This window comes from Microbacterium sp. PA5 (assembly GCF_049860775.1).
Taxonomy (GTDB): Bacteria; Actinomycetota; Actinomycetes; order Actinomycetales; family Microbacteriaceae; genus Microbacterium.
The window spans coordinates 336,157-359,955 of the sequence record NZ_CP187567.1 but is presented as its reverse complement, the minus strand read 5'-3'; the positions used below and the strand labels follow the sequence as shown (position 1 = coordinate 359,955).

At 69.6% G+C, this 23,799-nt stretch carries 23 protein-coding genes; 6 read left to right on the top strand and 17 right to left on the bottom strand.

Features of this window, described 5'->3' with window-relative positions; translation table 11 throughout:
• Positions 1 to 8: 8 nt before the first annotated feature.
• From ACPWUT_RS01665 to ACPWUT_RS01655, 3 genes are all read right to left on the bottom strand, one after another.
• A complete protein-coding gene (locus ACPWUT_RS01665; protein WP_284528694.1) occupies positions 9 to 1,670 on the bottom strand; it encodes an alpha-amylase family protein in 1,662 nt (553 codons plus the stop codon).
• Entirely contained in the window at positions 1,667 to 2,632 is a 966-nt protein-coding gene (locus tag ACPWUT_RS01660; RefSeq protein ID WP_284528693.1) for a TIGR03885 family FMN-dependent LLM class oxidoreductase, read from the bottom strand. Before ACPWUT_RS01660 ends, ACPWUT_RS01665 begins: the two co-directional genes overlap by 4 nt.
• Positions 2,633 to 2,735: 103 nt before the next feature.
• Positions 2,736 to 3,104, bottom strand: coding sequence for a hypothetical protein (locus ACPWUT_RS01655; RefSeq protein WP_284528692.1), 369 nt, complete (start codon positions 3,102 to 3,104; stop codon positions 2,736 to 2,738).
• Positions 3,105 to 3,213: 109 nt separating this feature from the next.
• On the opposite strand from ACPWUT_RS01655, the gene ACPWUT_RS01650 reads away from it, so the two are divergent.
• The gene (locus ACPWUT_RS01650) at positions 3,214 to 3,930 is read left to right on the top strand and encodes a TetR/AcrR family transcriptional regulator (RefSeq protein ID WP_425842336.1); all 717 of its coding nucleotides are present in this window, start codon (positions 3,214 to 3,216) and stop codon (positions 3,928 to 3,930) included.
• A gap of 100 nt (positions 3,931 to 4,030) precedes the next feature.
• Positions 4,031 to 4,405, top strand: a complete 375-nt coding sequence (locus ACPWUT_RS01645; RefSeq protein ID WP_425839987.1) for an ArsR/SmtB family transcription factor — start codon at positions 4,031 to 4,033, stop codon at positions 4,403 to 4,405.
• A gap of 39 nt (positions 4,406 to 4,444) precedes the next feature.
• Here ACPWUT_RS01645 and ACPWUT_RS01640 read toward each other — a convergent pair whose 3' ends face one another.
• From ACPWUT_RS01640 to ACPWUT_RS01615, 6 genes are all read right to left on the bottom strand, one after another.
• A complete protein-coding gene (locus ACPWUT_RS01640; RefSeq protein WP_425839984.1) occupies positions 4,445 to 5,362 on the bottom strand; it encodes an MBL fold metallo-hydrolase in 918 nt (305 codons plus the stop codon).
• 14 nt (positions 5,363 to 5,376) lie between these two features.
• Positions 5,377 to 6,300: a hypothetical protein gene (locus tag ACPWUT_RS01635; protein ID WP_425839981.1), complete on the bottom strand. Its 924-nt coding sequence runs from the start codon at positions 6,298 to 6,300 to the stop codon at positions 5,377 to 5,379.
• A 62-nt stretch (positions 6,301 to 6,362) separates the two neighbouring features.
• Positions 6,363 to 7,625, bottom strand: coding sequence for an MFS transporter (locus tag ACPWUT_RS01630; protein WP_425839978.1), 1,263 nt, complete (start codon positions 7,623 to 7,625; stop codon positions 6,363 to 6,365).
• A complete protein-coding gene (locus ACPWUT_RS01625) occupies positions 7,626 to 8,018 on the bottom strand; it encodes a Zn-ribbon domain-containing OB-fold protein (protein ID WP_425839975.1) in 393 nt (130 codons plus the stop codon).
• Entirely contained in the window at positions 8,015 to 9,175 is a 1,161-nt protein-coding gene (locus ACPWUT_RS01620; RefSeq protein ID WP_425839972.1) for a thiolase domain-containing protein, read from the bottom strand. The genes ACPWUT_RS01625 and ACPWUT_RS01620 overlap by 4 nt, the downstream gene beginning before the upstream one ends.
• The gene (locus tag ACPWUT_RS01615) at positions 9,172 to 10,092 is read right to left on the bottom strand and encodes a DUF6282 family protein (RefSeq protein WP_425839969.1); all 921 of its coding nucleotides are present in this window, start codon (positions 10,090 to 10,092) and stop codon (positions 9,172 to 9,174) included. The genes ACPWUT_RS01620 and ACPWUT_RS01615 overlap by 4 nt, the downstream gene beginning before the upstream one ends.
• A 192-nt stretch (positions 10,093 to 10,284) precedes the next feature.
• Here ACPWUT_RS01615 and ACPWUT_RS01610 point away from each other — a divergent pair, with 192 nt between their 5' ends.
• Positions 10,285 to 10,977 carry a GntR family transcriptional regulator gene (locus ACPWUT_RS01610; protein WP_425839966.1) on the top strand — a complete coding sequence of 231 codons (693 nt, stop codon included), beginning with the start codon at positions 10,285 to 10,287 and terminating at the stop codon, positions 10,975 to 10,977.
• Between the two features lie 134 nt (positions 10,978 to 11,111).
• Positions 11,112 to 11,789, top strand: a complete 678-nt coding sequence (locus ACPWUT_RS01605; RefSeq protein ID WP_425839963.1) for a GntR family transcriptional regulator — start codon at positions 11,112 to 11,114, stop codon at positions 11,787 to 11,789.
• Between the two features lies 1 nt (position 11,790).
• Here the strand turns inward: ACPWUT_RS01605 and ACPWUT_RS01600 are convergent, their stop codons facing one another.
• The 7 genes from ACPWUT_RS01600 to ACPWUT_RS01570 form a co-directional block, all read right to left on the bottom strand.
• Complete coding sequence (locus ACPWUT_RS01600; RefSeq protein ID WP_425839960.1) at positions 11,791 to 12,720, bottom strand: ATP-binding cassette domain-containing protein; 930 nt, start codon at positions 12,718 to 12,720, stop codon at positions 11,791 to 11,793.
• Entirely contained in the window at positions 12,713 to 13,741 is a 1,029-nt protein-coding gene (locus tag ACPWUT_RS01595) for an ABC transporter ATP-binding protein (RefSeq protein ID WP_425839957.1), read from the bottom strand. Before ACPWUT_RS01595 ends, ACPWUT_RS01600 begins: the two co-directional genes overlap by 8 nt.
• Entirely contained in the window at positions 13,738 to 14,625 is an 888-nt protein-coding gene (locus ACPWUT_RS01590; protein WP_425839954.1) for an ABC transporter permease, read from the bottom strand. The genes ACPWUT_RS01595 and ACPWUT_RS01590 overlap by 4 nt, the downstream gene beginning before the upstream one ends.
• Positions 14,622 to 15,554, bottom strand: coding sequence for an ABC transporter permease (locus ACPWUT_RS01585; RefSeq protein ID WP_425842333.1), 933 nt, complete (start codon positions 15,552 to 15,554; stop codon positions 14,622 to 14,624). Before ACPWUT_RS01585 ends, ACPWUT_RS01590 begins: the two co-directional genes overlap by 4 nt.
• Before the next feature lie 60 nt (positions 15,555 to 15,614).
• Positions 15,615 to 17,171, bottom strand: coding sequence for an ABC transporter substrate-binding protein (locus ACPWUT_RS01580; protein WP_425839951.1), 1,557 nt, complete (start codon positions 17,169 to 17,171; stop codon positions 15,615 to 15,617).
• A gap of 153 nt (positions 17,172 to 17,324) precedes the next feature.
• Positions 17,325 to 18,326 (bottom strand): cyclase family protein, encoded by a 1,002-nt coding sequence (locus ACPWUT_RS01575; RefSeq protein WP_425839948.1) that lies wholly within the window; start codon positions 18,324 to 18,326, stop codon positions 17,325 to 17,327.
• Between the two features lie 55 nt (positions 18,327 to 18,381).
• Positions 18,382 to 19,638: an MFS transporter gene (locus tag ACPWUT_RS01570; protein ID WP_425839945.1), complete on the bottom strand. Its 1,257-nt coding sequence runs from the start codon at positions 19,636 to 19,638 to the stop codon at positions 18,382 to 18,384.
• Positions 19,639 to 19,848: 210 nt separating this feature from the next.
• On the opposite strand from ACPWUT_RS01570, the gene ACPWUT_RS01565 reads away from it, so the two are divergent.
• Together ACPWUT_RS01565 and ACPWUT_RS01560 are read left to right on the top strand one after the other, a co-directional pair.
• On the top strand, positions 19,849 to 20,613 hold the full coding sequence (locus tag ACPWUT_RS01565) for an HpcH/HpaI aldolase family protein (protein WP_425839942.1): 765 nt from the start codon (positions 19,849 to 19,851) through the stop codon (positions 20,611 to 20,613).
• Positions 20,613 to 21,977: a 3-oxoacid CoA-transferase gene (locus tag ACPWUT_RS01560; protein WP_425839939.1), complete on the top strand. Its 1,365-nt coding sequence runs from the start codon at positions 20,613 to 20,615 to the stop codon at positions 21,975 to 21,977. The genes ACPWUT_RS01565 and ACPWUT_RS01560 overlap by 1 nt, the downstream gene beginning before the upstream one ends.
• 106 nt (positions 21,978 to 22,083) lie before the next feature.
• Here ACPWUT_RS01560 and ACPWUT_RS01555 read toward each other — a convergent pair whose 3' ends face one another.
• Positions 22,084 to 23,595 (bottom strand): ABC transporter substrate-binding protein, encoded by a 1,512-nt coding sequence (locus ACPWUT_RS01555; protein WP_425839936.1) that lies wholly within the window; start codon positions 23,593 to 23,595, stop codon positions 22,084 to 22,086.
• Positions 23,596 to 23,799 lie beyond the last annotated feature (204 nt).

The following is a 23,799-nucleotide window of genomic DNA, read 5'->3' as shown; positions in this document are numbered from 1 at the left end:
CCACCTTCTCAGCCGATCCGCGTGTCGCCGGGAGGCGAGACCCGGAGCCACCGGTGACCGTAGGCCGGGAGCTCCACGTCGATGCGCCGCTCGGCCCCGACGGGGACGCGCTCGGGGCGGTCGAGGTCGATGAGTCGCGTGCCCTCCTCCTGCGCTCCGATGTCCAGACGCAGCGCCACCGGCGCGTCCGTGAAGTTGTGCAGCAGGATCATGCGCCCGAGCTCGGAGTCCACCGCGTGCGCGAGCACCCCGGCCGCATCGTGGTCGAGGATCTCCAGGCTTCCCCATCCGATCTCGGGTGAGGCCCGGTAACGGCCGATGAGCCGGCGGATGAACAGCAGCAACGAGTCGTCGTCGGTGCGCTGCTGACGCACGTTCACGTGGGCCGGCGCGTAGCCGTCGCTCGGCGGCGGCGCGACCAGGCGCGAGGGCGGGGCCGTCGAGAACCCGCCGTTGCGCTCGTCGCTCCACTGCATCGGCGTCCGCACCGCCTGGCGCCCGGTGATCTCGGGGTTCTCGCCCATCCCGATCTCCTCGCCGTAGAACAGGACGGGGGTTCCCGGCAGCGAGAACATGAGGCTGTAGACCATCCGCACCCGGCGAGGATCGCCGGCGAGCATCGGCGGGAGGCGGCGGGTGATCCCCCGCCCGTAGACGCGCTGCGCCTCGTCGGGGGCGAACGCCTCGAACACCTCCTCGCGCTCCGCGTCGCTCAGCTTGTCGAGGGTGAGTTCGTCGTGGTTGCGGACGAAGTTGGCCCACGTCGCCTCGGACGGGATGACGGGGCGGGACCGGAGCGCGTCGGCCAGGGGTGCGGGATCGCTGCGTGCGAGGGAGAGGTACAGCGCCTGCATCGAGACGAAGTCGAACTGCAGGTCGAGTTCGCCGCCGCGCGGGCCGCCGAAGAAGTCCAGCTGCTCCGCGAAGGGGAGGTTGACCTCGCCGAGGAGTGCCGCGTCTCCCACGCGCCGCTGCAGGAACCGCTTGATGTCGCGCAGGAGCTCGTGCGGATCGCCCAGGTCGACGCCCTCGGGAGGCTCGATGAGGAACGGCACGGCATCGATGCGGAACCCGTTGACCCCGAGCGCCAGCCAGAAGCCGATCGTCTTGGCGATCTCGTCCCGCACCCGGGGGTTCGCGATGTTCAGATCGGGCTGGTGCTTGTAGAAGACGTGCTGGAAGTACTGGCCGGACCGCTCGTCGAGTTCCCACACGGTCGCCTCCTCACCCGGGAACACGGTCGGCTGCTGATGGCGGGGCGGCTCGTCCCGCCAGACGTAGAAGTCCCGGTACGGGGAGTTGCGGCTGCGACGCGCGGAGACGAACCACGGGTGCGCGTCGGAGGTGTGGTTGACCACCAGGTCCACGATCACCCGCATGCCGCGATCGTGCGCGGTCCGGATCACCTCGACCACGTCGCCGTGGCTCCCGAGTCGCGGATCGACCCCGTAGAAGTCGCTGATGTCGTAGCCGTCGTCGCGATCCGGGGTCGGGTAGAAGGGCATGAGCCACAGACAGGTCACGCCCAGGTCGGCCAGGTAGTCGATGCGCCGGGCGAGCCCGGTGAAGTCCCCGATCCCATCGCCGTCGGAATCGAGATACGTCTCGACGTCGAGGCAGTAGATCACCGCCGACTTCCACCAGAGGTCGCTCGTGTCGGTGATCTTCACAGCAGCCCCCTCAGCGCGGGGAGCAGCTGGTGCTCCGCCCGGTCGAGGAACGCGCGCTGATCGGTGCTGATCCCGTGCAGGTAGACCCGGTCGAATCCGAGCCTCACGAGCCCCGCGATGCGCCCGGCGAGCTCCTCGGCATCGGTGGACACGAGTGCCCCGGTGCGCAGAGCGTCGTCGCTCGGGTTGCCCGCGAGGGCGTCGAAGTCCTCCGGCTGCTCGACGTCCCACGGCGAGACGCCCTGGACCGCCGACTGCCGCCACTGGTCCCGCACCACCGCCAGGGCCGCGTCCTCCGTGTCCTCGAGGGAGATGTGCACCTGCAGCACCGCGGGACCGCGGCCGCCCGCGCCCCGGTAGGCGGCGATCACCCGTGCGAGCGCGTCGGGCGACTGGTTGACGGTCGCGAGCCCGTCGGCCCACCCCGCCAGCCATGCGGCGGTCTCGGCGGTGACGGCGGCGCCCAACAGCGGCGGCGGGGTCTCGGGGCGGCTCCACACCCTCGCGCGGTGCACGCGGATCTCGTCGTCGCGGGTCACCTCGCGCCCGGCCAGGAGGTCGCGGATCGTCTCGACCGACGCCTGCAGCCGCGCGTTGCGCTCCGGCTTGGGGGGCCACGGGTCGCCGGTGACGTGCTCGTTCATCGCCTCGCCGCTGCCCAGCGCCGCCCAGAACCGGCCCGGGAACATCTCCTCCAGGGTGCCGATCGCCTGCGCCGAGATCGCGGGATGGTAGCGCTGCCCCGGTGCGGTCACGACGCCGATCGAGAAGGACGTCGAGGCGAGCGCCGCCCCGAGCCAGCTCCACGCGTACCCCGACTGCCCCTGTGCGACGCCCCAGGGCGCGAGGTGGTCCGAGCACATCGCGCCGTCGAATCCGGCGCGCTCGGCGAGGACCACGGTCTCCCGCAGCTCACTCGGGGGCAGCTGTTCGTGCGATGCGTGATATCCGATGAACGCCATCGCCCGAGTCTCACGGCACGGCCGAGCCCGGGACAAGGCCTTGCGCGACCGGCGGATCGCGTCTAGGACGGCGTGCCGACCCGGAGCTCGTGCGGGGGACCGCTCACGCGGTCGGGGCCTTGGCCACCACCACCTGCTGCGGAGACGGGTCCGGCACCTCGGGCGGCGTGGATGCGATGTGCTCCGCCACGAGCGAGATCCCACCGGAGGAGCTCGCCGTCTGCGAGAGCTCCTCGAGCCACGCCCGACTGAGTTCGGGGGGATCGGGCTCGTCGAACACGAATCGCAGAGGTATCGACGGATGGAGCCACAGCGTGCTGCGCCCGCGTTCCTGGCCGTCGGGATGCTGCCAGGAGAGCGTGAAGCTCTCGCCTCGGCGCAGCTTGGTGGCGACCACGACCTTCAGATGCGCCAGCGCCCGGTCTTCGATATGGACGGGTGTCGCCGAGCCGCCGTAGTAGATGGTTCCCACGGTCGCACTCTATCCGAGGACGGAGGATGCTGCTTACAAAGTAAGGCAGCTAGTGTGGGCGGACGCTGCGGAGTGAGCTGACCGAGACCGCAGCGAGATTCGGGCGGTGATGTCGAGCCAGGCGCAGAGCGACGAGACGACGTCGTACAGTGGCCGCCTGAGCCGGCAGCTGATCGTGCGGACGGCGCTCTCCCAGATCGATCGCGCCGGCACCGACGGCCTGTCGATGCGCTCGCTCGCGAAGGAGCTCGGCGTCGAGGCGATGTCGCTGTATCGGTACGTGCACGGCCGGGAGGACCTCCTGGAGGGCGTGGTCGACGCGCTGATGGGCGGGTTGATCTCGCGACTCAACGCCGAGCTCACCGAGCACTGGCAGGGCTTCCTCCAGAGCCTGGCCCATGAGGTGCGACTGATCGCCGTCGACCACCCGAAGGCCTTCCCGCTCGTGGCGACCCGGCACCCCGCGGCGCCGTGGCTGCGACCGCCGCTGCGCAGCATCGAGGTCGTCGACGCGTTCCTGGCGGCCCTCCTCGGCTACGGGTTCACCGATGTGCAGGCGGTGGGCGCCTACCGGTCGTTCACGAGTTTCCTCCTGGGCCAGCTGCTCCTGGAATCCGCCGTCCGTGGTGCGGCGGTCTCCCCGGCGGACGAGCCTCTCGACGAGGGAGACGCGGACATCCCCGAGGGGGACGCCGCCCGCAGCGTGGAGGATGCGCCGGAGGTCATGCGCCTCCGAGGCCTCCTGAGTGAGGATCGCAGCGACGAGGAGTTCGAGGCATCGCTCGAGATCCTCCTCGATCGGCTCAGCCGGGAACTCAGCCAGTAGGAGCCCCTCGGCGACGACGTGAGGGGCGAGTCCGCCGATCGGCACGGTTGGATCCAAGATACAATTTCTCGACACGTCGACGCGCGCTGAAGGAGGGATCATGTCCGAGCCGGACGACAGGGACGGTGACCTCGATTCGCTGTTCCACGCTCTCGCCAATCGCGACCGACTCCAGCTTCTTCAGGTGCTGCGCGCTCATCGGGCGGACCACGGCGATGCGGACTCATCCGGCATGCCGATCAACGCACTGGCGCAGGAGGCCGAGCTGTCCCGCTTCTCGGCGTCGAGGCACCTGGCCATCCTCCGCCGGTGCGGCCTGGTGACCGCGGATCGGGTCGGCCTGTCCGCGCTGCACAGCCTCGCTCCCGACCGCTTCGAGGTCATCGAGGACTGGCTGTATCCGTTCCTCGACGCGACGTCGGCGAGCACGGCCGATCCGGTCTCCCCCGCGATCCCCTCCGCGTCCGCCGGCTAGCCGGCCGGGCACCTCGGCACGGCGGTGGCGGCACCAGTTTCAGCTGCCGTCTCGCGGAGCGAGCTGCGCGTGCCAGAAGGTCTGGCGCAGGGCGGAGAGCATGCGGCCGTCGTCGAGGGCCTCGAAGCCTCCGCTCCAGCCGACCCGCCTCGCGAGTTCCCACACCGTCGCGTCCGGGTGTCCGGCGATGACGTCCGCCACCTCCCGCGTGCGCCGTCCGTGGTGGCGCGCGATCTGCCCCGCTCGCCGCGGCACCGCGTGGAGCGGGGCGCCGTGCCCGGGAAGGCCGACGAATCCGTCGTACTCGCCCATCGCGCGCAGCGACTCTCGATAGGCGAGCAGAGGGTTCGCCGCGAATCTGCCGCCCAGGCCGGCGCCGGGGTGGATGTCGGGCAGGACGTGGTCCCCCATCAGAACGACACGGGCGTCGTCGATGACCAGGCAGATGGACCCGCCGGTGTGTCCCGGCGTGTGCACGACGCGCATCGCCCCCTGGGTCGTCGCCAGCGCGGTTCCGTGTGCAAGATCGAGGTCGGCGTGCACGACGAGCGCGGGCGGCCGGGCGAGCATTCGCGTCCGCAGTGGCGCCGGGACGCCCCAGGAAGCGGGCACCGGCGACCCCGGCGTCGCCCCCCACACCCCGACGGCAGGCATCCCTTCGTCCGCCGGATGCACCGCGACAGCCGCGCCGGTGTGCACCCGGACGGCGTGTGCCGCCTCCGCATGATCGCGGTGGTGGTGGGTCAGCACGACGGTGCGCACATCCGCGAGCCGACGATCGATCGATGCGAGCCCCGAGGCGATGCGGCGCAGGGTGCCCGGCCGCTCGTAGCCGGGGTCGACGACGATGGCGCCGCCGTCGGTGGCGATCAGATAGCAGTTCGAGGACCCGAGCGGATGGCCCGGCATCGGCTGCGCGACGGCAGCGATGCCGGGCCGGATCACGCGGGCACCCACGTCCGGAGGACCTCCTATCCCGCGGACTTGGTCTCGAGGGCGCGGCGAGGATCGTCGGCGGCATAGACGAAGTCCGATCGCCCGTAGCTGCGCGGCGCCTCGTCCGGGATCGGATACTCGCCTTCGTTCGTGACCATGCCGGGGGTGGTGACGATGTCCCAGCGCGGCGGCACGTAGTAGTCGATCAGCCCGACCGTCGCGCCGCTGGTCACGGCCTGGGTGGTGTGGATGTCCGGCGGCTTCGAGATGGCGACCGCGGGTGCCACCACGACGTAGTGCTCGTCGGCCTTCCATTCGCGCGAGTTGCGCGTCCAGTGCCGGCGCATGTGATGCACCATCGTGCCGGCGATGATGAGCGACGCCTGCTCGAAGTCCTCGTGGTCGTGCGGGCTCATCTTCTCGGGGTCGCGCGGCTGCGAGCGGAACGGCCATCGGAACTTCGACATCGCGGTGCGGTGCACGAAGCAGCGGGGACCATCCGGGGACGCGTTGAGATCCCAGTGCTTGAGCGCGTATCCGTCGACGGGCTCGCCCAGAGGGGTGATGGGGGCGATGTTGTCGACGGGCGGCTCGTACTCCGACTTGTTCGGGCACTTCGCCACGAGGTCGTCGGCGTGGGCGGTGAATCCCAGCCACACCGATCCGTCCTCGGTGAGCTCGACGGTGCTGTCGCCCGGCGGCACGATGAACACCGAACCGGCCTGGCCGACGATCTCGTCGCCCCCCGCCGTCACCCGTACCCCGGTGAACAGCGCCCACACGAACGATTCGTCGGGGTTCCCCGTGCGGGTGTAGGTCGAGCCCTTCGGGCCGCTGAGGTACACCGACACGCCGTTCTGCGTGCGGTGGTACCAGATGGATGCGTCGCCCGACGTCTCGTCGGGCTCGTCTTCCCAGAACTGCCGGTATGTGCCTATGAGGCCTTCGGTATGAGGCATGTCACTCCTTCGTCACGGTGATTCTCTCGGTGGTGGTTTCGGTTTTCCATCGGCTGCGCGTCCTACGAGGGACTGTCCGGCGAGCCGGCGTCACGGTCCACGTCGTCCGTCGACGCGTTCTCGTTCAGCACCTGCGCCCCGGTGGTCGCGACGACCACCGCGCTGCTGACGAGGATCGCGGCGGTGGTCCAGAAGACGGCGAGCACGCTGATCGGTCCGGCGACGTAGGCGACGATGAGCGGGAGCCCCACCTGCGCGAGCCGGTTGACCGTCATGCGCGCGCCGAAGACGGCACCGCGGGCATGCGCCGGAGCGAGCGCCGACATCCAGGCGAGCGTCAGGGGCTGCGGAAGCCCCAACCCGAGGCCGATCATCGCCATCACGGGGATCGCCCACCACGCATCGGCGAACGGGAGCAGCGCGATGGCGAGCGCCGCGAGCGAGATCGCCAGCAGGAGCAGGGGCTTCCGCCCGTAGCGCCGCACCAGACGGCTCACCCCGAAGCGGCTCGAGATCGTGAACAGCGCACGCAGCGCCAGCAGCCACCCGACGACCGCGGCGGGGATGTCCTGCGCGACGGCCCACACCGGCGTGAACGCGGCGAGGAGGTCGACGGTCACGAGCACGGCCGCACCCACCAGCAGCGCACGCATCATCCCGGGCACCCGGAGGATGTCGCCGAGCTTGGCCGCCCTCTGCTCCGGGGCGCGCTGCGGGGGCAGCCTCCGCTCCACCGGTCGCAGGCCGAAGTAGGTGGGCAGAGCGAGCAGCAGGAGAGCTGCACAGACGATCAGTCCGACCCCGGTGTCGGGGTGGGTGGCACTGGTCCCCGCAGACGCCGCGACGATCGTCACGACCGGAGGGCCGATGAGCTGACCGATCGACACCGCCGCGGTCTGGGTGCCGAACGCCGAATCCAGGTTCCCCGAGGCCGCCCGCGCCACGAAGCCCTGCTGGGCGACGATGACGTAGATGTGGGCCGCTCCGATCACCACCGCGACGAGCAGCATCCCCACGACCGGCGGCACGGCGAACGCGACACCGATCCCCGCCAGGCACACGAGCGTCGCGATCAGCGCCACTCGGGCGCTTCCGTAGTGGTCGATCAGGCGTCCCGACGGGATCGAGACCACGAAGCCGGAGAGGGCGAAGACAGCGGCGACGAGGCCGACGAACGCCGGTGATCCGGTGGCGTCGAGCGCCGCGTAGGCCACCATGAGACGCGTCCCCTGCCATGCCGCCTGCCCCAGGGCCGCCTGCACGCCGAGCGCCCACTGCCACCTCCGAGACGTCGGCGACGTCGCGGTCCGCGTCGACCCGGCCACTCAACAGTCGCTTGCCGGGACGAACACGAACAGGGTCTCCTCGCCGACGCGACGGGCCTCCGGCCGCACGGCGGATCCGATCGCGTGACGGGGGTCGATGCGGTCGAGGTTCGCGAGGATGCGGATGCCGTCCTCGAACTCGACGTAGCCGATCATGGCGGTCGCGCCGTGGTCGCCGCCTTCGGCGTCGCCGCTCCGGCGTGGCCGGCGGTTGACCGTGTACGTGTAGACGCGGGCGGGCAGGGCCGGTTCGACGAGTGCGATGCTCGGGGAACCGCACGCGGGGCAGTGCGAGCGAGGATGCCAGTGCGTGCGCCCGCACGTCTCGCACGAGGGCACGACGAACCTGCCCGCGCGTCGCTCCTCGAGGAATCGCTCGTGCACGCTGCTCATCGCGACTCCTTTCCGAGCACGACGGTGGCCGCCGAGGCGATCGTTCCGAGAGAGTGGCCGGTGCCGTGGACGATCGCGTGCTGGAGGTCCGGCACCTGCAGGTCGGGGTGAGCCTGACCGCGGACCTGCCTGACCGCCTCGATCGTCCGCGCCATCCCGCCGCGGCGATCGGGGTGGTTGTTGCTCAGCCCACCGCCGTCGGTGTTCGTGGGAAGGCCGCCGTGAGGTGCGAGAAGCCCCCCGTCCTGCACGAACCGACCCGATCGGCCCGGCTCGCAGAACCCCAGGCCCTCGAGGCCGAGGAGAACCGTGATGGTGAACGAGTCGTAGATCGACGCGTAGCCGATGTCGGATGCCGTCACGCCCGCCTGCGCGTAGGCGAGAGCGCTCGTGCGCTCGGCGCCCCCGCGCATCAGATCCACGCGCCCTCCGCTCGTGGTGCGGGCCGTCTCCGACCAGCCGTGCACCCACGCCGCCGGACGGCCGGCGGACTCCGCCACGTCGCGCGCCGCGATGACGATCGCGCCGCCGCCGTCGGTGGTGACGCAGCAGTCGAGCCGCCGGAGCGGGTCGCTGATGAGCGGCGAGTCCATGACCTCCTCGACGCTGACCTCGAAGGGAAGCCGGGCGTTCGGGTTGAGGCTGGCATGCCGGGATGCGGTGACCTTCACCATGGCGAGCTGCTCGCGGGTGGTGCCGTACTCGTACATGTGACGCTGGGCGACCAGGGCGTAGGCGGCGATCTGCGACAGATCGACATCCTGCTGATAGCGCGCTCCCGCGTCGACGGGAGCAGGGCGCGGGGCCGCCGACAGCGGCTTCCCGCCCATCGCCACGAGGGCGATCCGGCAGGTGCCCGACCGGATCGCCTCGACGGCGTGGCCGATCTGCGAGAGTGTCGAGGCGCCGCCGATGTCGGTGCTGTCCAGGTGGCGGAGACCGTCGAGTCCCAGATGATCTGCCATCGCCACCAGCGAGAGCCCCTGGTGCACGCCTGCGAAGAAGAATCCGTCGATGTCGGCGGGCGTCACGCCGGCGTCGGCCATGGCGCCGAACGAGACGTCGGCGATGACGTCGGCGACGGTGCCGTCGGGGATCTTCCGCGCGGGATGCTCGTACGCGCCGATGATGGCCGCCTCGGCTGCGGACCGGGTCACTCGAATCCGTCGATCAGCTCGCTGGCGGTGCCGGCGATGAAGCGACGCACCCGGTCTTCCGGCCAGCCCGCGTCGAGGAGTCGGCGGGCGGTCATGCGGAAGCCGGTCACGGGGAGCGGATTGGCCCGCTGACCGTAGTCCGATGCGAGATAGGTGCTCTCGATGCCGGTGGCGTCGACATAGCGCTCGAGGTCGGCCACCTCCATCCGGCGGAGAGTGCCCGCCACGTGCTCGATCTTGGCGCCCTTGGCCGCCCAGTTGGCGGCGCGCTCGGGGCTGCCTCCTTCCAGGAGCGGCGGGTGGCTGACGATCATGCGGGTGACGCCGGCTTCGACGGCGGCGGGAAGAACGGCGTCGATCTCGTCCGCGGAGAGGTGGCCGAAGTTGAGGATCGCGTCGTACGAGGCGATCAGCTCGAAGATCGTCCGCACATCGTCGGTCGGGTTGCCGTCGTCGTCGGTGACGCGGTTGGCCGCACCCTCCTTCAGCACCGGGTTGGCGAAGGTGCTCCCCGGGGGGTGGTCCTTCGCCATGTGCGCGCGGGACGAGATGGTCGGAAGCCAGATGAGCTTCGCGCCCCCGTACAGCGCGTTCTCCACCACGTAAGGGCTGACGTTGCCCGTGTACCAGTTGAGCGCGACGCCGCCGAAGACCTGGACTCCGAAGTCGTTCAGCCCGGCGGTCTTGAGAACGTCGATCATCGTGGCGGTGTTGTCGTGGTGCGACTTCACGACGAGCGCGCGGAACCCTGCCAGCGAGGCGTCTTCGACCGCCTCCATGATGGTGAGACGACGAGGGAGGGGGCTGGGCCCGGGGTGCTGGTGGAGATCCACCGCGCCCTTCAGCAGCTCGTCGACCTGGGGATCGGGCGTCTTCCGCGATTCATCGGTCTCGTTGTAGAAGTCGCTTCTCAGCATTGAGACAACCTTTCGTCATTGACTACTTGGATACAATATTCCCGAGCTGCGCTGGGCGCAAGAGTTGGATCCAGGATTCGATATGACGATGCGGGACATCGGCCGGCGGCGGTCCCGACTCGCCCCGAACCGGTCGGATATGCTGGCGGCCACAGGGCCCATCGGCGCAGATGGCGCGGATCAGAGGTAGGAATGAGCAGGAAATTCGAACGCCCCGTCACCGCGCAGGCTGCGGTGCTGAAGGAGCTTCGACGCCGCATCACCCGCGGTGAAGTGCTCCCCGGGCAAGCGATCCGGCAGGAGGTGCTCGCCTCCGAGCTCGGCGTCAGCCGCCTCCCCGTCAGGGAGGCCCTGGTCGTGCTGCAGTCCGAGCGCCTCGTCGACTACACCCAGCACAAGGGCTACGTCGTCGCCGTGCTCGACGAGGACGACCTGGCGCAGACCTACGAGCTTCGCAAGATCCTCGAGGGTGTGGCCGTCGACCAGGCGATCGGCCGGCTCACCGATGAGGACATCGCGCAGATGCGGACCATCCTCGACGAGATGCTCCACGTCGATCCGTCCGCCAGCAAGTCGGAGCGCATCGAGGCCAACCGCGCCTTCCACTTCACGCTGTTCTCCGCGAGCGCCAACAACCGGCTGATCTCGCTCCTCAACCAGCTGTGGGACACGTGCGACCGCTACCGCGCGCTCTACTATCCGGAGAAGTCGGCCGTCGACAAGGTGAGCGGGCACAGGTCGATCATCGAGGCCGCCGAGGCGCGGGACGGCGAGCGCCTGAAGGAGCTGCTGACCGAGCGGCGGGAATGGGCCTTCGCCGAGGCCCTTCGTGTGGTGCACGCGCACAACGAGCGGGCGCTGGCGGCCATCGCTTCGCCGGAATGAACGCCTGACCTTCCCCTGCTGCGCGTCGGCGCCGTCAGCGCCGTTATCGCGATCGTGCGGGTGGATGCGGTAGCCTGGAGGGGCGACGTTGGATCCATGATCCGTTGAAGTCGGATGGATGTGGAGGCCCTACCGTGACCCGCAAGTTCGAGAGGCCGGTGACCGCGCAGGCCGCGGTGCTCACCGAGCTGCGCCGGCGGATCATCCGAGGCGAGGTCCCCCCGGGCAGGGCGATCCGCCAGGAGGTGCTGGCCTCCGAGCTCGGCGTGAGCCGACTCCCCGTCCGGGAGGCTCTGGTCGTGCTGCAGTCCGAGCGGCTGGTCGACTACACCCAGCACAAGGGCTACGTCGTCGCGGTCCTCGACGAGCAGGATCTCCTCCAGACGCACGAGCTGCGCGAGACGCTCGAGTCGATGGCCATCGCGCAGGCGATCCCCCAGCTGACCGACGAGACGATCGCGGCGATGCGCGCCACCCTGACGCAGATCTCGCCCACCGAGTCGCGCATCGAGCGGATCGAACGCAACCGCGCCTTCTACTTCCTGCTCTTCTCCGCGAGCGGCAATCGCCTGCTCACGTCGCTCCTTAGCCAGCTCTGGGACACCTGCGACCGCTACCGCGCCCTCTACTACGACGAGACCCCCGACCCCGAGCACCTGCAGCGCCAGTACGAGTCGGTGATCAGCGCCGTGGAGACCCGCGACGTCGAGCGCGTGCGGGCGATCGTGTCGGAACGCCGCGAGCGGAGCCTCGAGCAGGCCCTCCGCGTCGTGCGCGCGCAGCACAGCACCGCTGCCGCGCCGGCGACCTGAGTCACAGCCGGAGCGTGCCGGTGGTTCCCGGCGGGTTCGTCTTGCGCCACGCGGCCTCGTCGAGGCGGAACTTCTCGCGGCGCTTCCTCTGCTCGGCGACGTTCGGCACCGGCACCGAGTCCAGCAGGCGCCGGGTGTAGGGATCCTGCGGATCGTCGACCACCTGATCGGCCGGTCCCTCCTCGACGACCTTCCCGCGGTACATCACCGCGACGCGGTGCGACAGGTGACGGATCGTGGCGAAGTCATGGGAGATCAGCAGGATCGCCAGGCCCATCGACTCCTGGAGCTCCAGCAGGAGGTTCAGGATCTCCGCACGCGTCGACACGTCCAGCGCCGAGGTCGGCTCGTCCGCGATCAGCGTGGTGGGCTGCAGCGCCAGGGCACGCGCGATCGACACTCGCTGACGCTGGCCTCCCGAGAGCTCACCCGGGCGGCGGTCCGCCAGACGCGGGTCGAGGTTCACCCGCTCGAGCAGGTCGGCCACGCGCTCCTTGGCCTCCGCCCTGCTCGCCTTGCGGTGCACGAGCAGCGGCTCGGCCACGGAATAGCCGATCGAGTAGGACGCATCCAGCGAGCCGTAGGGGTCCTGGAAGATCATCTGGGTGCGTCCGCGCAGGGGCCTCAGCGCCCGGCCGCGCGCAGCCGTGACGTCCACGCCGTCCCAGCGGATCTCGCCGTCGTCGACGGGCACGAGCTTCGCGAGGAGCCGGGCGACGGTGCTCTTCCCCGACGCCGATTCGCCGACGATGCCGAGGGTCCTGCCGGGCTCCACGGCCACGCTCACGCCGTCGACGGCGACGACGCTCTCTGTGACGCGGCCGAAGAAGGAGCGCCGGAGCGGGTACACCTTGCGAAGGCCGATGCCCTCGACGGCGAACCGCGTGGCGACCTCGGCGCTCCGGCCGTCGGCGGGAGTGTGATCACGCACGTGCCAGAACCTCCAGGTTGTTGATCTCGTGCACGCGCACGCACCGCGACGTGCGCGCGTGCCCGACGGGCACCTCTTCCTGCGGCTGCGAGCACCGGTCGGGGTCGGCGAACGCGCACCGCTTCTGGAAGCGGCATCCGAGGGGCATCTCGTCCGCCGACGGCACCCTGCCCGGGATGGTCGGGAGGATCGAGTGGGCCCGCGCGGTCTGCATCACGCTCGCCGACAGCGCCTTCGTGTAGGGATGGAGGGGGAGCTCGTCGAGCACCTCTCTCGTGGCGCCGCGCTCCACGATCTGCCCCGCATACATCACCGCGAGGCGGTCGGAGAAGTCCGCCACCACGCCGAGGTCATGGGTGACCAGCAGCACGGCGAGACCGAGCTCGGCCTGCAGCGTGCGCAGCAGATCGAGCACTCCGGCCTGCACGGTGACATCGAGCGCCGTGGTCGGCTCGTCGGCGATGAGGATGTCCGGCTCGCAGGCGATCGCGGCGGCGATCATCACTCGCTGCTGCATCCCGCCGCTGAGCTCGAAGGGGTACGACCCGAGACGGCTCTTCGCATTCGTGATCCCGACGCGATCGAGCAGCTCGACGGCGCGGCGGGACGCATCGGAGCGCGACTCCCCGAGATGGATGCGGCGCGATTCGGCGATCTGGTCGCCGATGCGCATCGTCGGATCCAGGCTCGACATCGGGTCCTGGAAGATGGCGCCGATCGACTTGCCGCGGATCCGCGCGTACTCCGCCTCGCTGCTGCCGAGGATGTCCGTGCCGTTCAGTCGCACGGCACCGCCGGCGACGCTGATGGCGCTCGGAAGAAGCCCGAGCACCGACATCGAGGTGAGCGTCTTGCCGCAGCCCGACTCGCCGATGAGGGCGAGGCACTCGCCGTGTCGCACGTCGAACGAGACCGACTGCACCAGCGAAGCCGGGTTGGCCGATCCGACGCGCCGCAGCGAGAGGTCTTCGACCTCGAGCACCGGTCGCCTTACGTCGGTCGGGGTCTGTGAGTGGTTCATCGCTGTTCTCCCAGAAGCGCGTCGCGGAAGCGGTCGCCCAGCGTGTTGAAGCAGAGCACGGTGACCATGAGCAGGATGCCCGGAGGCAGCACGGCGAGGGGCGCACGGAACTGGAAGTCGTACGCGTCCCGCAGCATCGATCCGAGGCTCGCCGCAGGCGGCTGCGCGCCGACGCCGATGAAGCTCAGCGCCGACTCCGCGATGATCGCGATGCCCATCAGGATCGTGACCTGCACCACGAGCGGAGCCATGATGTTGGGCACGACGTGCACGAACACCGTGCGCAGCGTCGAGCTCCCGATCGAGCGGGACGATTCGATGTAGGTCTCCCCCGCCACCCCGAGTGTGGCCGCCCGGACGACACGGAACAGCCCCGGGGCGAAAGCGATCCCGAGGGCGAGCATCGCATTGAAGAGCCCTCGCCCGAGGATGGCGACGATCACGAGCGCGAACACGAGGCCCGGGAGGGCGAGGAAGACCTCCGCCACCCGGCTGGTCACCTGATCGACCCACCCGCGCGCATATCCCGCGAACAGTCCTGTCGGCAGGGCGATCAGCAGCGCGATCCCCACGGAGAGCAGCGGCGCGAGGAGCGTCAGCCGCGTCGCGTACATCAGGCGGCTGAGCACGTCGCGACCGAGGTGGTCTGTGCCGAGCCAGTGCTCGGACGACCACGGCTGCAGCTGGTTCTGCAGGTCCTGGGCGGCGTAGTCGTACGGGGCGATCGTCTCGGCGAGGAGGGCGACGACCACGAGCAGCAGCAGGAACCCCACCGACAGATAGACCGCCGGCCGCCGCATGCGCCCCCTGATCGTGCCGGCCGCCGCGCGACGCACCCTTTTCGGCGCGATCTTGGGCGCGCGGACGGAGAGTTCAGTGGTCACGAGCGCACCTTCGGGTTGATGACGGTGTACAGGATGTCGACGATGAGGTTCACGACCACGATGACGATCGCCGCGAACAGGACGTAGGCCTGGAGCGCGATGTAGTCGCGCTGGAGCACCGCGGTCACCGCGAACCTGCCCAGTCCGTTGATGCCCGCCACGCTCTCGACCACGATCACCCCGCCGAGCATGTTGCCGAGCTGGAGCCCCAGCACCGTCACGATCGGGATCGCCGAGTTGCGCAGCAGGTGGTGGCGCGACAGCCATGCGCCGCTCGCCCCACGCGCCCGCGCCGCCCGGATGTAGGGCGACGCCAGCACGTCGATCACGGACCCGCGGGTGTAGCGCGCGATCTCCGCGCCGTGGGTGAAGGACAGCGCGATCGCGGGGAGCAGGATGTAGCTGAGCCACGGCCAGAATCCCGCCGACAGCGGGACGTACCCGACCGCCGGGAACACCGGATTGAGGATCGCCAGGACCAGGATCAGCAGCAGGAGGATCCAGAAGGCCGGTGCCGCGATGCTGAGACTCGCGAGGAACGAGAGCACGTGGTCGGCCCACCGGCCCCGGTTGAGTGCGGCCAGCAGCCCGAGACCGAGCCCCACCAGGGTGGAGATGGTCAGCGAGACCACCGCGATCGAGAGGGTCGGCGGCACCGCCTCGAGGATCATCGAGACCGCAGGGCGCCCGGTGGCCAGCGACGTGCCGAAGTCGCCCTGGAGCACCTGGAGGAGCCAGGAGAAGTACTGCACCACGACGGGCTGGTTGAGTCCCAGCTCCTCGCGGATCGCCTCGATCTGCTCCGGGGTCGCGAACTCGCCCGCGATCGCGGCGGCCGTGTCCCCCGGGAGCAGCTGGATGAGGCTGAAGGCCAGAATCGACACCCCGAACAGGACCAGCACTCCTGAGAGCACACGCCGGCCGATCACTGCCAACCGCACAGCTCATTCACCCCCACGTCGTCGGCGGAACCCATCGCGTGCCACGTGTCATTCGTCCTCGGTGTAGTAGACGTAGGTCCAGTCGTTGTCGTAGTTGACCGGGATCGTCACTCCGGAGATCGCCGCACTGTGCATGACGACGTCCGTGGGCGCGCAGATCGGGATGATGAGCGGGCCCTGCTCGAGCACGCGCGCCATGATCTCGTGCATGCTCGCGGCGCGCTGCTCCTGGTCCGCGGTGGAGTTCATCGCCGCGAGCGGCTCGTCGATCCCCTCGTACGCGTACTTGCCGTAGTTGAACACGCCGTCGGACGCGTAGAACTGCTGCACGAACTGCGCCGGGTCGGGTCGGGCCGAGTTGACCAGGGCGATGCTCGCCTCGAAGCTGCCGCTGGCGCGCAGGTCGGCCAGCGTCGCGGTGTCGAAGGACTCGACGGTGACGTCCATGCCGACGTCGTTCAGCTGCTGCTGCACCGCCGCCGCCATGTTCTGGTAGAGCGTGGCTGCGCCGACGTAGAGGGTGACGGGCGTGCCGGTCAGGCCGGCGTCCGAGAGCAGCTCGCGGGCCAGGTCGGGATCGTACGCCGCGTCGTCGGAGCTCTCCAGAGCGGGGTCGCTCGCCCAGTACGACGTGGGATACGGCTGGGCGACGGGCTCGCAGCCACCGTCGTACAGCGCGTCGCTGATGCCCTGCCGGTCGATGGCGTGCTGAGCGGCCAGCCGCATCGCAGGATTCGCCCACTCGCCCTCGGCCGTGTTGAGCATGATGCCCACGACCGTGGCCCGGTTGCCGGTGAGGCTGACCACGGTGTCGGGAGCGCGCTGCTCCTGCTCCTCGATCGCGCTGTAGCGCGTCTGCGCCACCTGCACCTCGTCGGTGAGCACCGCGTTCAGCCGCACCTGGTCGTCGTCGAGCCCGGTGAGGATCTCGATGCGGTCGAGCTTGATGCGCTCGGCGTTCCAGTAGCCGTCCCACGCCTCGTAGGAGATCCCGCTCTGGTTCTGCTCCACGACGGTGAAGGGACCGGTGCCGACGGGATTCGTCTCGATGTCGTCGGCTCCGAGCGCTGCGGGGCTGATCATCATCCCGGCTTCACTGGCGAGCACGCCGAGGATGTCGGCCGCGGGCCGACTCATCGTCAGCGTCAGGGCGTGGTCGTCGACGACGTCCACCTGCGTGACCACCGACAGCTGCGTGGCGATCTGACCGCCGCGGTCGGCGGCCGCCTCGATGTTGGCCTTCACCGCCTCGGCGTCGAACACCTCGCCGTCCTGGAACTCGACGCCCTCGCGGAGCGTGAGCTCGAGCTGCGTCGCGTCGTCGTTGAGCGTCCACTCGGTCGCCAGACCGGGCTCGAGGAGGCCCTCCGCGTCGCGCAGGATCAGGGTCTCGTACACCGGCGTGAGGAAGGCCACGCCGAAAGCGGCCGAGCGGGCCGGGTCGAGAGAGGTCAAGGCGGCGCTGGTCCCCACGCGGAGGACGCGCGGTTCATCGTCGCCCGGCGCCGCCGTGCCGTCGGTGGGCCCGCAGGCGGTCATCCCCGCGGCGAGCACGACGGCCGCCGCCACCGCGGTCAGGCGCGTCAACGTGCGCGAAAGCCTCATGTGTTGCTCCATCCTCATTGATGTCACCCGGGGACTGATCGTCGTCATGCGGGTCGGGTTGCTGTGGGGACCAACCTACTGGTTGCCCCGTCGGTAATCAACAGTCAACTGTATCCAATATTGCGAACAGCATCTGATGCGGACGACGATCGCCTACTTGATCGCGATCGCGTTCGGCGGCGCGCCCACCCCTCCCACCACATTGAGTGGAGAACAGGTCAGGAAGAACTCGTACACGCCGTCGTCGGCGCAGTCCGCCGCGAGCGCGGTCAAGTCCCACAGTTCGCCGATGATGAGGCCGAGGAGCGGGATGAGGTGGCGGTGAAGGCCGCCGTTGTGGTTGGGCCCCCTCTCCGGGAGCGGATCGTCCTCGAGGAAGAGCCCGCTGTCGGGAAGCTTCGGAGACCCTTCGAGGCCGGAGTTGTCGGCGGCGAACATCGCGATGCGGTGATCCCAGATCCACTCGAGCATCTCGAAGGATTGCGCGATGCCGGGGGTGCCGGTGCGGCCCTTGCGCTCCTCGTCGCCGGCCCCGAGCCACCACTGCGCCCACCCCACATGGAGGAGCAGGAGGTCGCCGGGCCGGATCTCCACACCCTGCGCGGCGGCGATGGCATCGAGGTCGCCCGGCGAGAGGTGCCGCGGACGGTCCAGTCGCCACTCCTCCCCCGCAACCTCGAAGTGCCGCTTCGCATCCAACAGCACGCCCCGGGACGCGATCCCCGTCTCGGCGAGCAGCTGCACTCCGAGAGCGGGCTTGTCGGGCCACGCCAACGTGACCTCCTCGTCGGCGACGCCGTTGTAGAACCCGTACTGCGGGGCACGGATGTGGCGAAGGCCGTCCACCTGCGATGTCGACTGGAGATAGAACGAGTCGAGCCAGTCGTCGCGGTGGTTGGGGTTGTTCGCGAACATGTGGTGCGCGGTCGCCGGCCGCGTACCGGCGATGCTCGGGACGAACGCATTGATCGGATAGTCGAGGTTGAAGGTCGTGCCGCGGCGCACCAGACGCGCGGCGTCGCGGGTGATCTCCGGCGTCAGGAAGTTGAGCATCCCGAGTTCGTCCTTCTCGCCGAACACCCCCCACGACGATCCAGGAGGGCCATCGGTGCGGGTGCGCAGCTCCGCGTACCGGGGGACATCGGCATGAGACATGAGCGTCTCCTCTCTCTCTTCGTCGAGGTCTGTGCGTCGTGATTTCGCCGAGCCGTCAGCCGCTCTCGGGGCTGCCGGCATCCCGGTCGACGTCGTCTGGCGATGCATGCTCGTTCAGCGCCGCCGAGTGCGTGGTGGCGACCACGAACACGCTGCTGGCGAGGATGCCGGCGGTCACCCAGAAGACCGCGACGACACCGGCCGGCCCCGCCACCGACGCCACCAGCAGAGGCAGGGTCACCTGGGCGAGACGGTTGACGGTCATGCGGGCGCCGAAGACGGCGCCGCGGGCGTGCGCCGGGGCGAGGGACGACATCCACGCGAGCGTCAGCGGCTGGGGGAGACCGAGGCCGACGCCGATGGCCATCATGATCGGGATCGCCCACCACACGTTGCTGAAAGGGAACGCGATGAGGGCCACGACCGTGAGCGACAGCGTGCCGATCAGCAGCACCTTCCTCCCGAACCGCGCCACCAGCCGGGCGATGCCGAAGCGGCTCGAGATGGTGAACAGGGCGCGCAGCGCCAGCAGCCAGCCGACGGCGTCGGCGGGCACATCGTTGGCGATCGCCCAGACGGGGATGAAGGATCCGAGCAGGTCGACGGTCACGATCATCGCCGCGCCGACCACGAGCGACCGCATGATCCCGGGCATCCGCATCACCGTGCGCAGCGAAGCGGCGGGCGCGCCGGGGGCCGGCCGCGGCGCAGGAACGCGCCGCTCGGCACGACGGAGCCGGAAAGAGGGGGGAAGCGAGACGAGGAAGAGGAGTCCGCACGCAGCCGAACCCGCCCATGTGTTGGGGTGGGCCGCGTCGGCGGCCCAGACGATGGCCGCCATCGTGACCAGCGGCGGACCGATGAGCTGGCCGATCGACGCGGCCGCGGTGAGCGTGCCGAACGCCTCGTCGGGGCTCGAGCCGGCCGACAGCCGGGCGACCATCCCCTGCTGCGCCACCACGACATGCAGATAGCCGGCGCCGACGAGGACGGAGCAGATGAGGAGTCCGACCACGTTGTGGGCGACCAGGACCACGACCACCGACAGGAGCGAGACAGCCATGCCCGCGAACGCGACCCTGGCTCCGCCGAATCGATCGATGAGGCGACCCGAGGGGATCGACACGAGGAGGCCCGCCAGAGCGATGACGGCGGCGACCACCCCGACGAACACGACGGAGCCGGTCTCGGCGAGAGCCTGGTACGCGAGCATGAGGCGGATGCCCTGCCACGCCGCCTGGCTGCCGGCGGCCTGGACCCCGATCGCCCACTGCCAGCGTCCGCCCGGAGCGGAGGGGGAATCGACTCTCACGATCGACGCCTGAGCAGGCATATGCTCACAGTCACCACCTCAAATCGGATCCAATATAACATCTACCGTAGCCACGAAGATTCCTCTAGGGTGGGGTTGGATCCATGATCCGCAAGGCCGCGCCGCGATCGATGAGGAAGCGTGCATGCTGATCGGAGCCCGCAAACGCCTGCCGCGGCGACCGACGCCGCTCGAACCGAGGAGACGCCCATGCTCTGGTTGAAGGACCTCATCGCCCAGTCGGACGGTCGCGTCCCCATCGGGCCCTTCCTGAAGATCCCGTCGATCGAGGTGGTCGAGATCATGAAGATGGCGGGGTTCGATTTCGTCGTGTTCGACGCCGAGCACGCGATGCTCAGCGTCGCCGACCTCAACGTGCTCATCGCCATCGCCCGTTCTCTGGAGCTGCCTCCCCTCGTGCGCGTGGCGGACCACAGCTACGGCGACATGCAGCGGATCCTCGACGCCGGCGCCACGGGCATCCTCTGGCCGCACATCTCGAACGCGGACGAAGCCCGCACGGTGGTGGGCCATGCGTGGCACCCGCCGACGGGCTCCCGCGGATCCGGCGGCGGCATGCGTGCGGGAGGGTGGGGGATCTCCCGCGACGAGGACATCGACTACCGCCGCGACGGACGAGAGCGCGTCATGCGGGTGCCGATGATCGAGGAGATCGGGGCCGTGGAGCAGGCGGACAGCATCCTCTCCGTCGAGGGCATCGACGGCGTGTTCATCGGCCCGGGCGACCTCTCCATGACGATGGGGAAGAAGCCCACCGATCCCGAGGTCGTCGACGCGGTCGAGCGCACGTTCCAGGTCGCGAAGTCCAAGAGCCTTCCCGTCGCCACGCTCGCCCGCGGCGCGGCCGACGCCCGGCGACTCATCGACCACGGCTACGACTTCGTCATGGTCGGCAACGACACCGGCATGCTCGGTCGTTCCGCGCAGGCCCTGGTCGACGAGGTCCGTGGCTGATGGACAAGGTCGTTGCAGACGCCGCGACAGCGGTGCAGGACATCCCCGACGGCGCGATCCTCGGGGTCTCCGGCTTCGGTGCGAGCCACAACTTCCCGGTCGACCTGATCACGGCCTGCGCCGAGCGCGACATCAGCGACCTGACCCTGGTGTGCAACTCGCTCGGCGTCAGCGACGCGCACCCCGCACGGCTCGTCCGCGCGGGCAGGGTGAGCGCGCTCAAAGCGGCGTTCTCCGCCCGCGCCGCCGTGCCCAACAGCTCCGCGCAGGATCAGAGCCCGGTGCCCATCGATGTGGAACTCATCCCCCAGGGCATCCTCGTGGAACGCCTGCGTGCGGCGGGCGCCGGCCTCGGGCCGTTCTACAGTCCTGTCGGCGTGGATACCGAGATCGCCCAGGGCAAAGAGCAGCGAAGCTTCGGGGGGCGCGACTACGTGCTCGAGCAGCCCCTGCCGGTGGACTATGCGTTCGTCTACGCATCGGCCGCCGACCGTGCCGGCAACGTCGCCTTCCGGGGCAGCAGCGAGAACCTCGGCCCCAGCATGGCCAAGGCCGCCAAGACGGTCATCGTCCAGGTGGACAAGATCGTCGAGGTCGGACAGCTCCCCATCGACGAGATCGACCTGCCGGGAGTCTTCGTCGACCGCGTCGTCCTCGCCTCCGAGACGCGCACTCCCGCGTGGCGTCCTCGTCGAGACGAGAGTGAGCGCCGGAACTACCTCGGCAAGCCCGGCCTGACGCCGCGGGAGGTCGGGGCGTGGATCGCGGACCTCATCCCCTCCGGCAGCTACGTGAACCTGGGCGTCGGGCTGCCGACGCAGGTGTCCGACTTCGTCGAAGGGCGCGACATCGTGCTGCACGCGGAGAACGGAGTGCTCGGATACTCGGAGCGGGTCGATGTCGACAGCGCCGATCCCGACGCCTACAACGCGGGCGGCGAACCGATCACCCTCGGCCCCGGATCGTCGGTCTTCGACAGCGTCCGCGCCTTCGAGATCGCGCGCGGCGGCCATCTGGACGCCGTCGTTCTCGGCGCCTTCCAGGTCGATCCCGAAGGGTCGTTCGCCAACTGGACGACGCCCGCCATGGGCGGCGGGGCGATCGGAGGCGCGATGGATCTGGTCGTGGACCCGGGACGCCTCATCATCGCCATGCGGCACTGCGAGCGCAACGGTCGCTCGAAGATCGTCTCCTCGCTCGACTACCCCGTCACCGGTCGAGCGATCGTCGACCTGATCGTCACCGATCTGGCCGTCATCGAACGCGACGAGACGGGACTGGTGCTCCGCAAGGCCGCTCCCGGTTTCGCCGCCGAGGAGATCGTGGAGCTCACCGCGGCGCCGATGCGCGTCGACCTCTGGTGACGGAGCGCAATGTCGCGCTTCTCCACGGCAGAGAAGACGAGAGGGGGTGGGCCACTGTGCGGGCCCACCCCCTCTCGTCGTCAGCGGGTGCGACGGTGACCCGCCGTCACTCGTCCTCGACGAACTGCACGTAGGTCCAGTCGTAGTCCCAGTTGACGGCGACCTCGACGCCGGTGATGTCGGCGCTGTACATCCAGACAGAGGTCGGCGAGCACAGGGGGATGATGGTCGGGCCCTGTTCGAGCACCGCGGCCATGATCTCGTGCATGTAGCCGGCGCGCTCGTCCTGATCCACGGTCGTGTTGATCGCGGCGAGCGGCTCGTCGATGCCGTCGAACTCGTAGCCCCCGTAGTTGAACACACCGTCGGGCGCGTAGAACTGCTGGGCGAACTGCGCGGGATCGGGCCGACCGGAATTCACCAGAGCGACCGACGCCTCGAAGCTGCCGCTCGCGCGCAGGTCGCTCAGCGTGGCCGTGTCGAACGACTCCACCGAGACCTTCAGGCCCACATCGTTGAGCTGCTGCTGCACCGCCGCGGCCATGTTCTGGTACAGCGTCGCCGCGCCGACGTAGAGGGTCACCGGCGTGCCGATCAGGTCGGCCTCCTCGAGGAGCTCCCGCGCCAGGTCGGGGTCGTACGCCGCGGCGTCGGTGCTCTCCAGCGCCGGGTCGTTCGCCCAGTAGGACGTGGGATAGGGCTGAGCCACCGGCTCGCAGCCACCGCCGTAGAGCGCATCGCTGATGCCCTGCCTGTCGATCGCGTGCTGCGCAGCGAGCCGCATCGCGGGGTTCGCCCACTCGCCCTCGGCCGTGTTCAGCATGATGCCGACCACCGACGCCTGCTCCCCCGTGACGCTGCGCACGGTGTCGGGTGCCCGCTGCTCCTGCTCCTCGATCTGCGTGTACCGCACCGACGTCATGTCGATCTCGCCCGTGAGCACCGCGTTCAGCCGCACCTGGTCGTCGTCCATGCCGGTGAGGATCTCGATGCGGTCGAGTCCGATCCGGTCGGTGTTCCAGTAGCCGTCCCAGGCGTCGTAGAAGATGCCCGTCTGGTTCTGCTCGGCGACGATGAAGGGTCCGGTGCCCACGGGGTTGGTGTCGAGGTCGTCGTTGCCCAGGGCAGCCGGACTGATCATCATCCCGGCCTCACTGGCGAGGACGCCGAGGATGTCGGCTGCCGGGCGACTCATCGTGAGTGTCAGCGTGTGGTCGCCGGTGATCTCGACATCCGTCACCACCGACAGCTGCGCCGCGATCTGCCCGCCCCTGTCGGCCGCCGCCTCGATGTTCGCCTTCACCGCCTCGGCGTCGAACGGCTCGCCGTCGTGGAACTCCACCCCTTCGCGCAGCGTGAGCTCGAGCTGCGTGGCGTCGTCGTTGAGCACCCACTCGGTGGCGAGCCCGGGCTCCAGCAGGCCCTCGGCGTCGCGCCGCACTAGCGACTCGTACACCGGGGTGAGATAGAGGACGCCCGGCGTCGCCGATCGTGCGGGGTCGAGCGACGACAGCGCCGCACTCGATCCGATGCGGAGGATGCGCGGCTCGTCGTCGCCCGGATCTCCGGCTGCCTCGCCGCCGCATCCGGCGAGTCCGACCGCGAATGCGACCGCCATCGCCGCCATCGCGATCCTGGGCGCCCGGGATCCTGATCTTCCTGTGTGCATGGTCCTGCCTCTCCATCCTCATTGATGTGTGGTGCATGCCGTCGCCGAGAGGCAGGCCAGGCGCGGTCAGCCATGAACGCGATCGCCTCACGCCTGCCCGTCGACGATAGTCAACTGTATCCCGTTTCGGGCGACTGATGATTGTATACATGC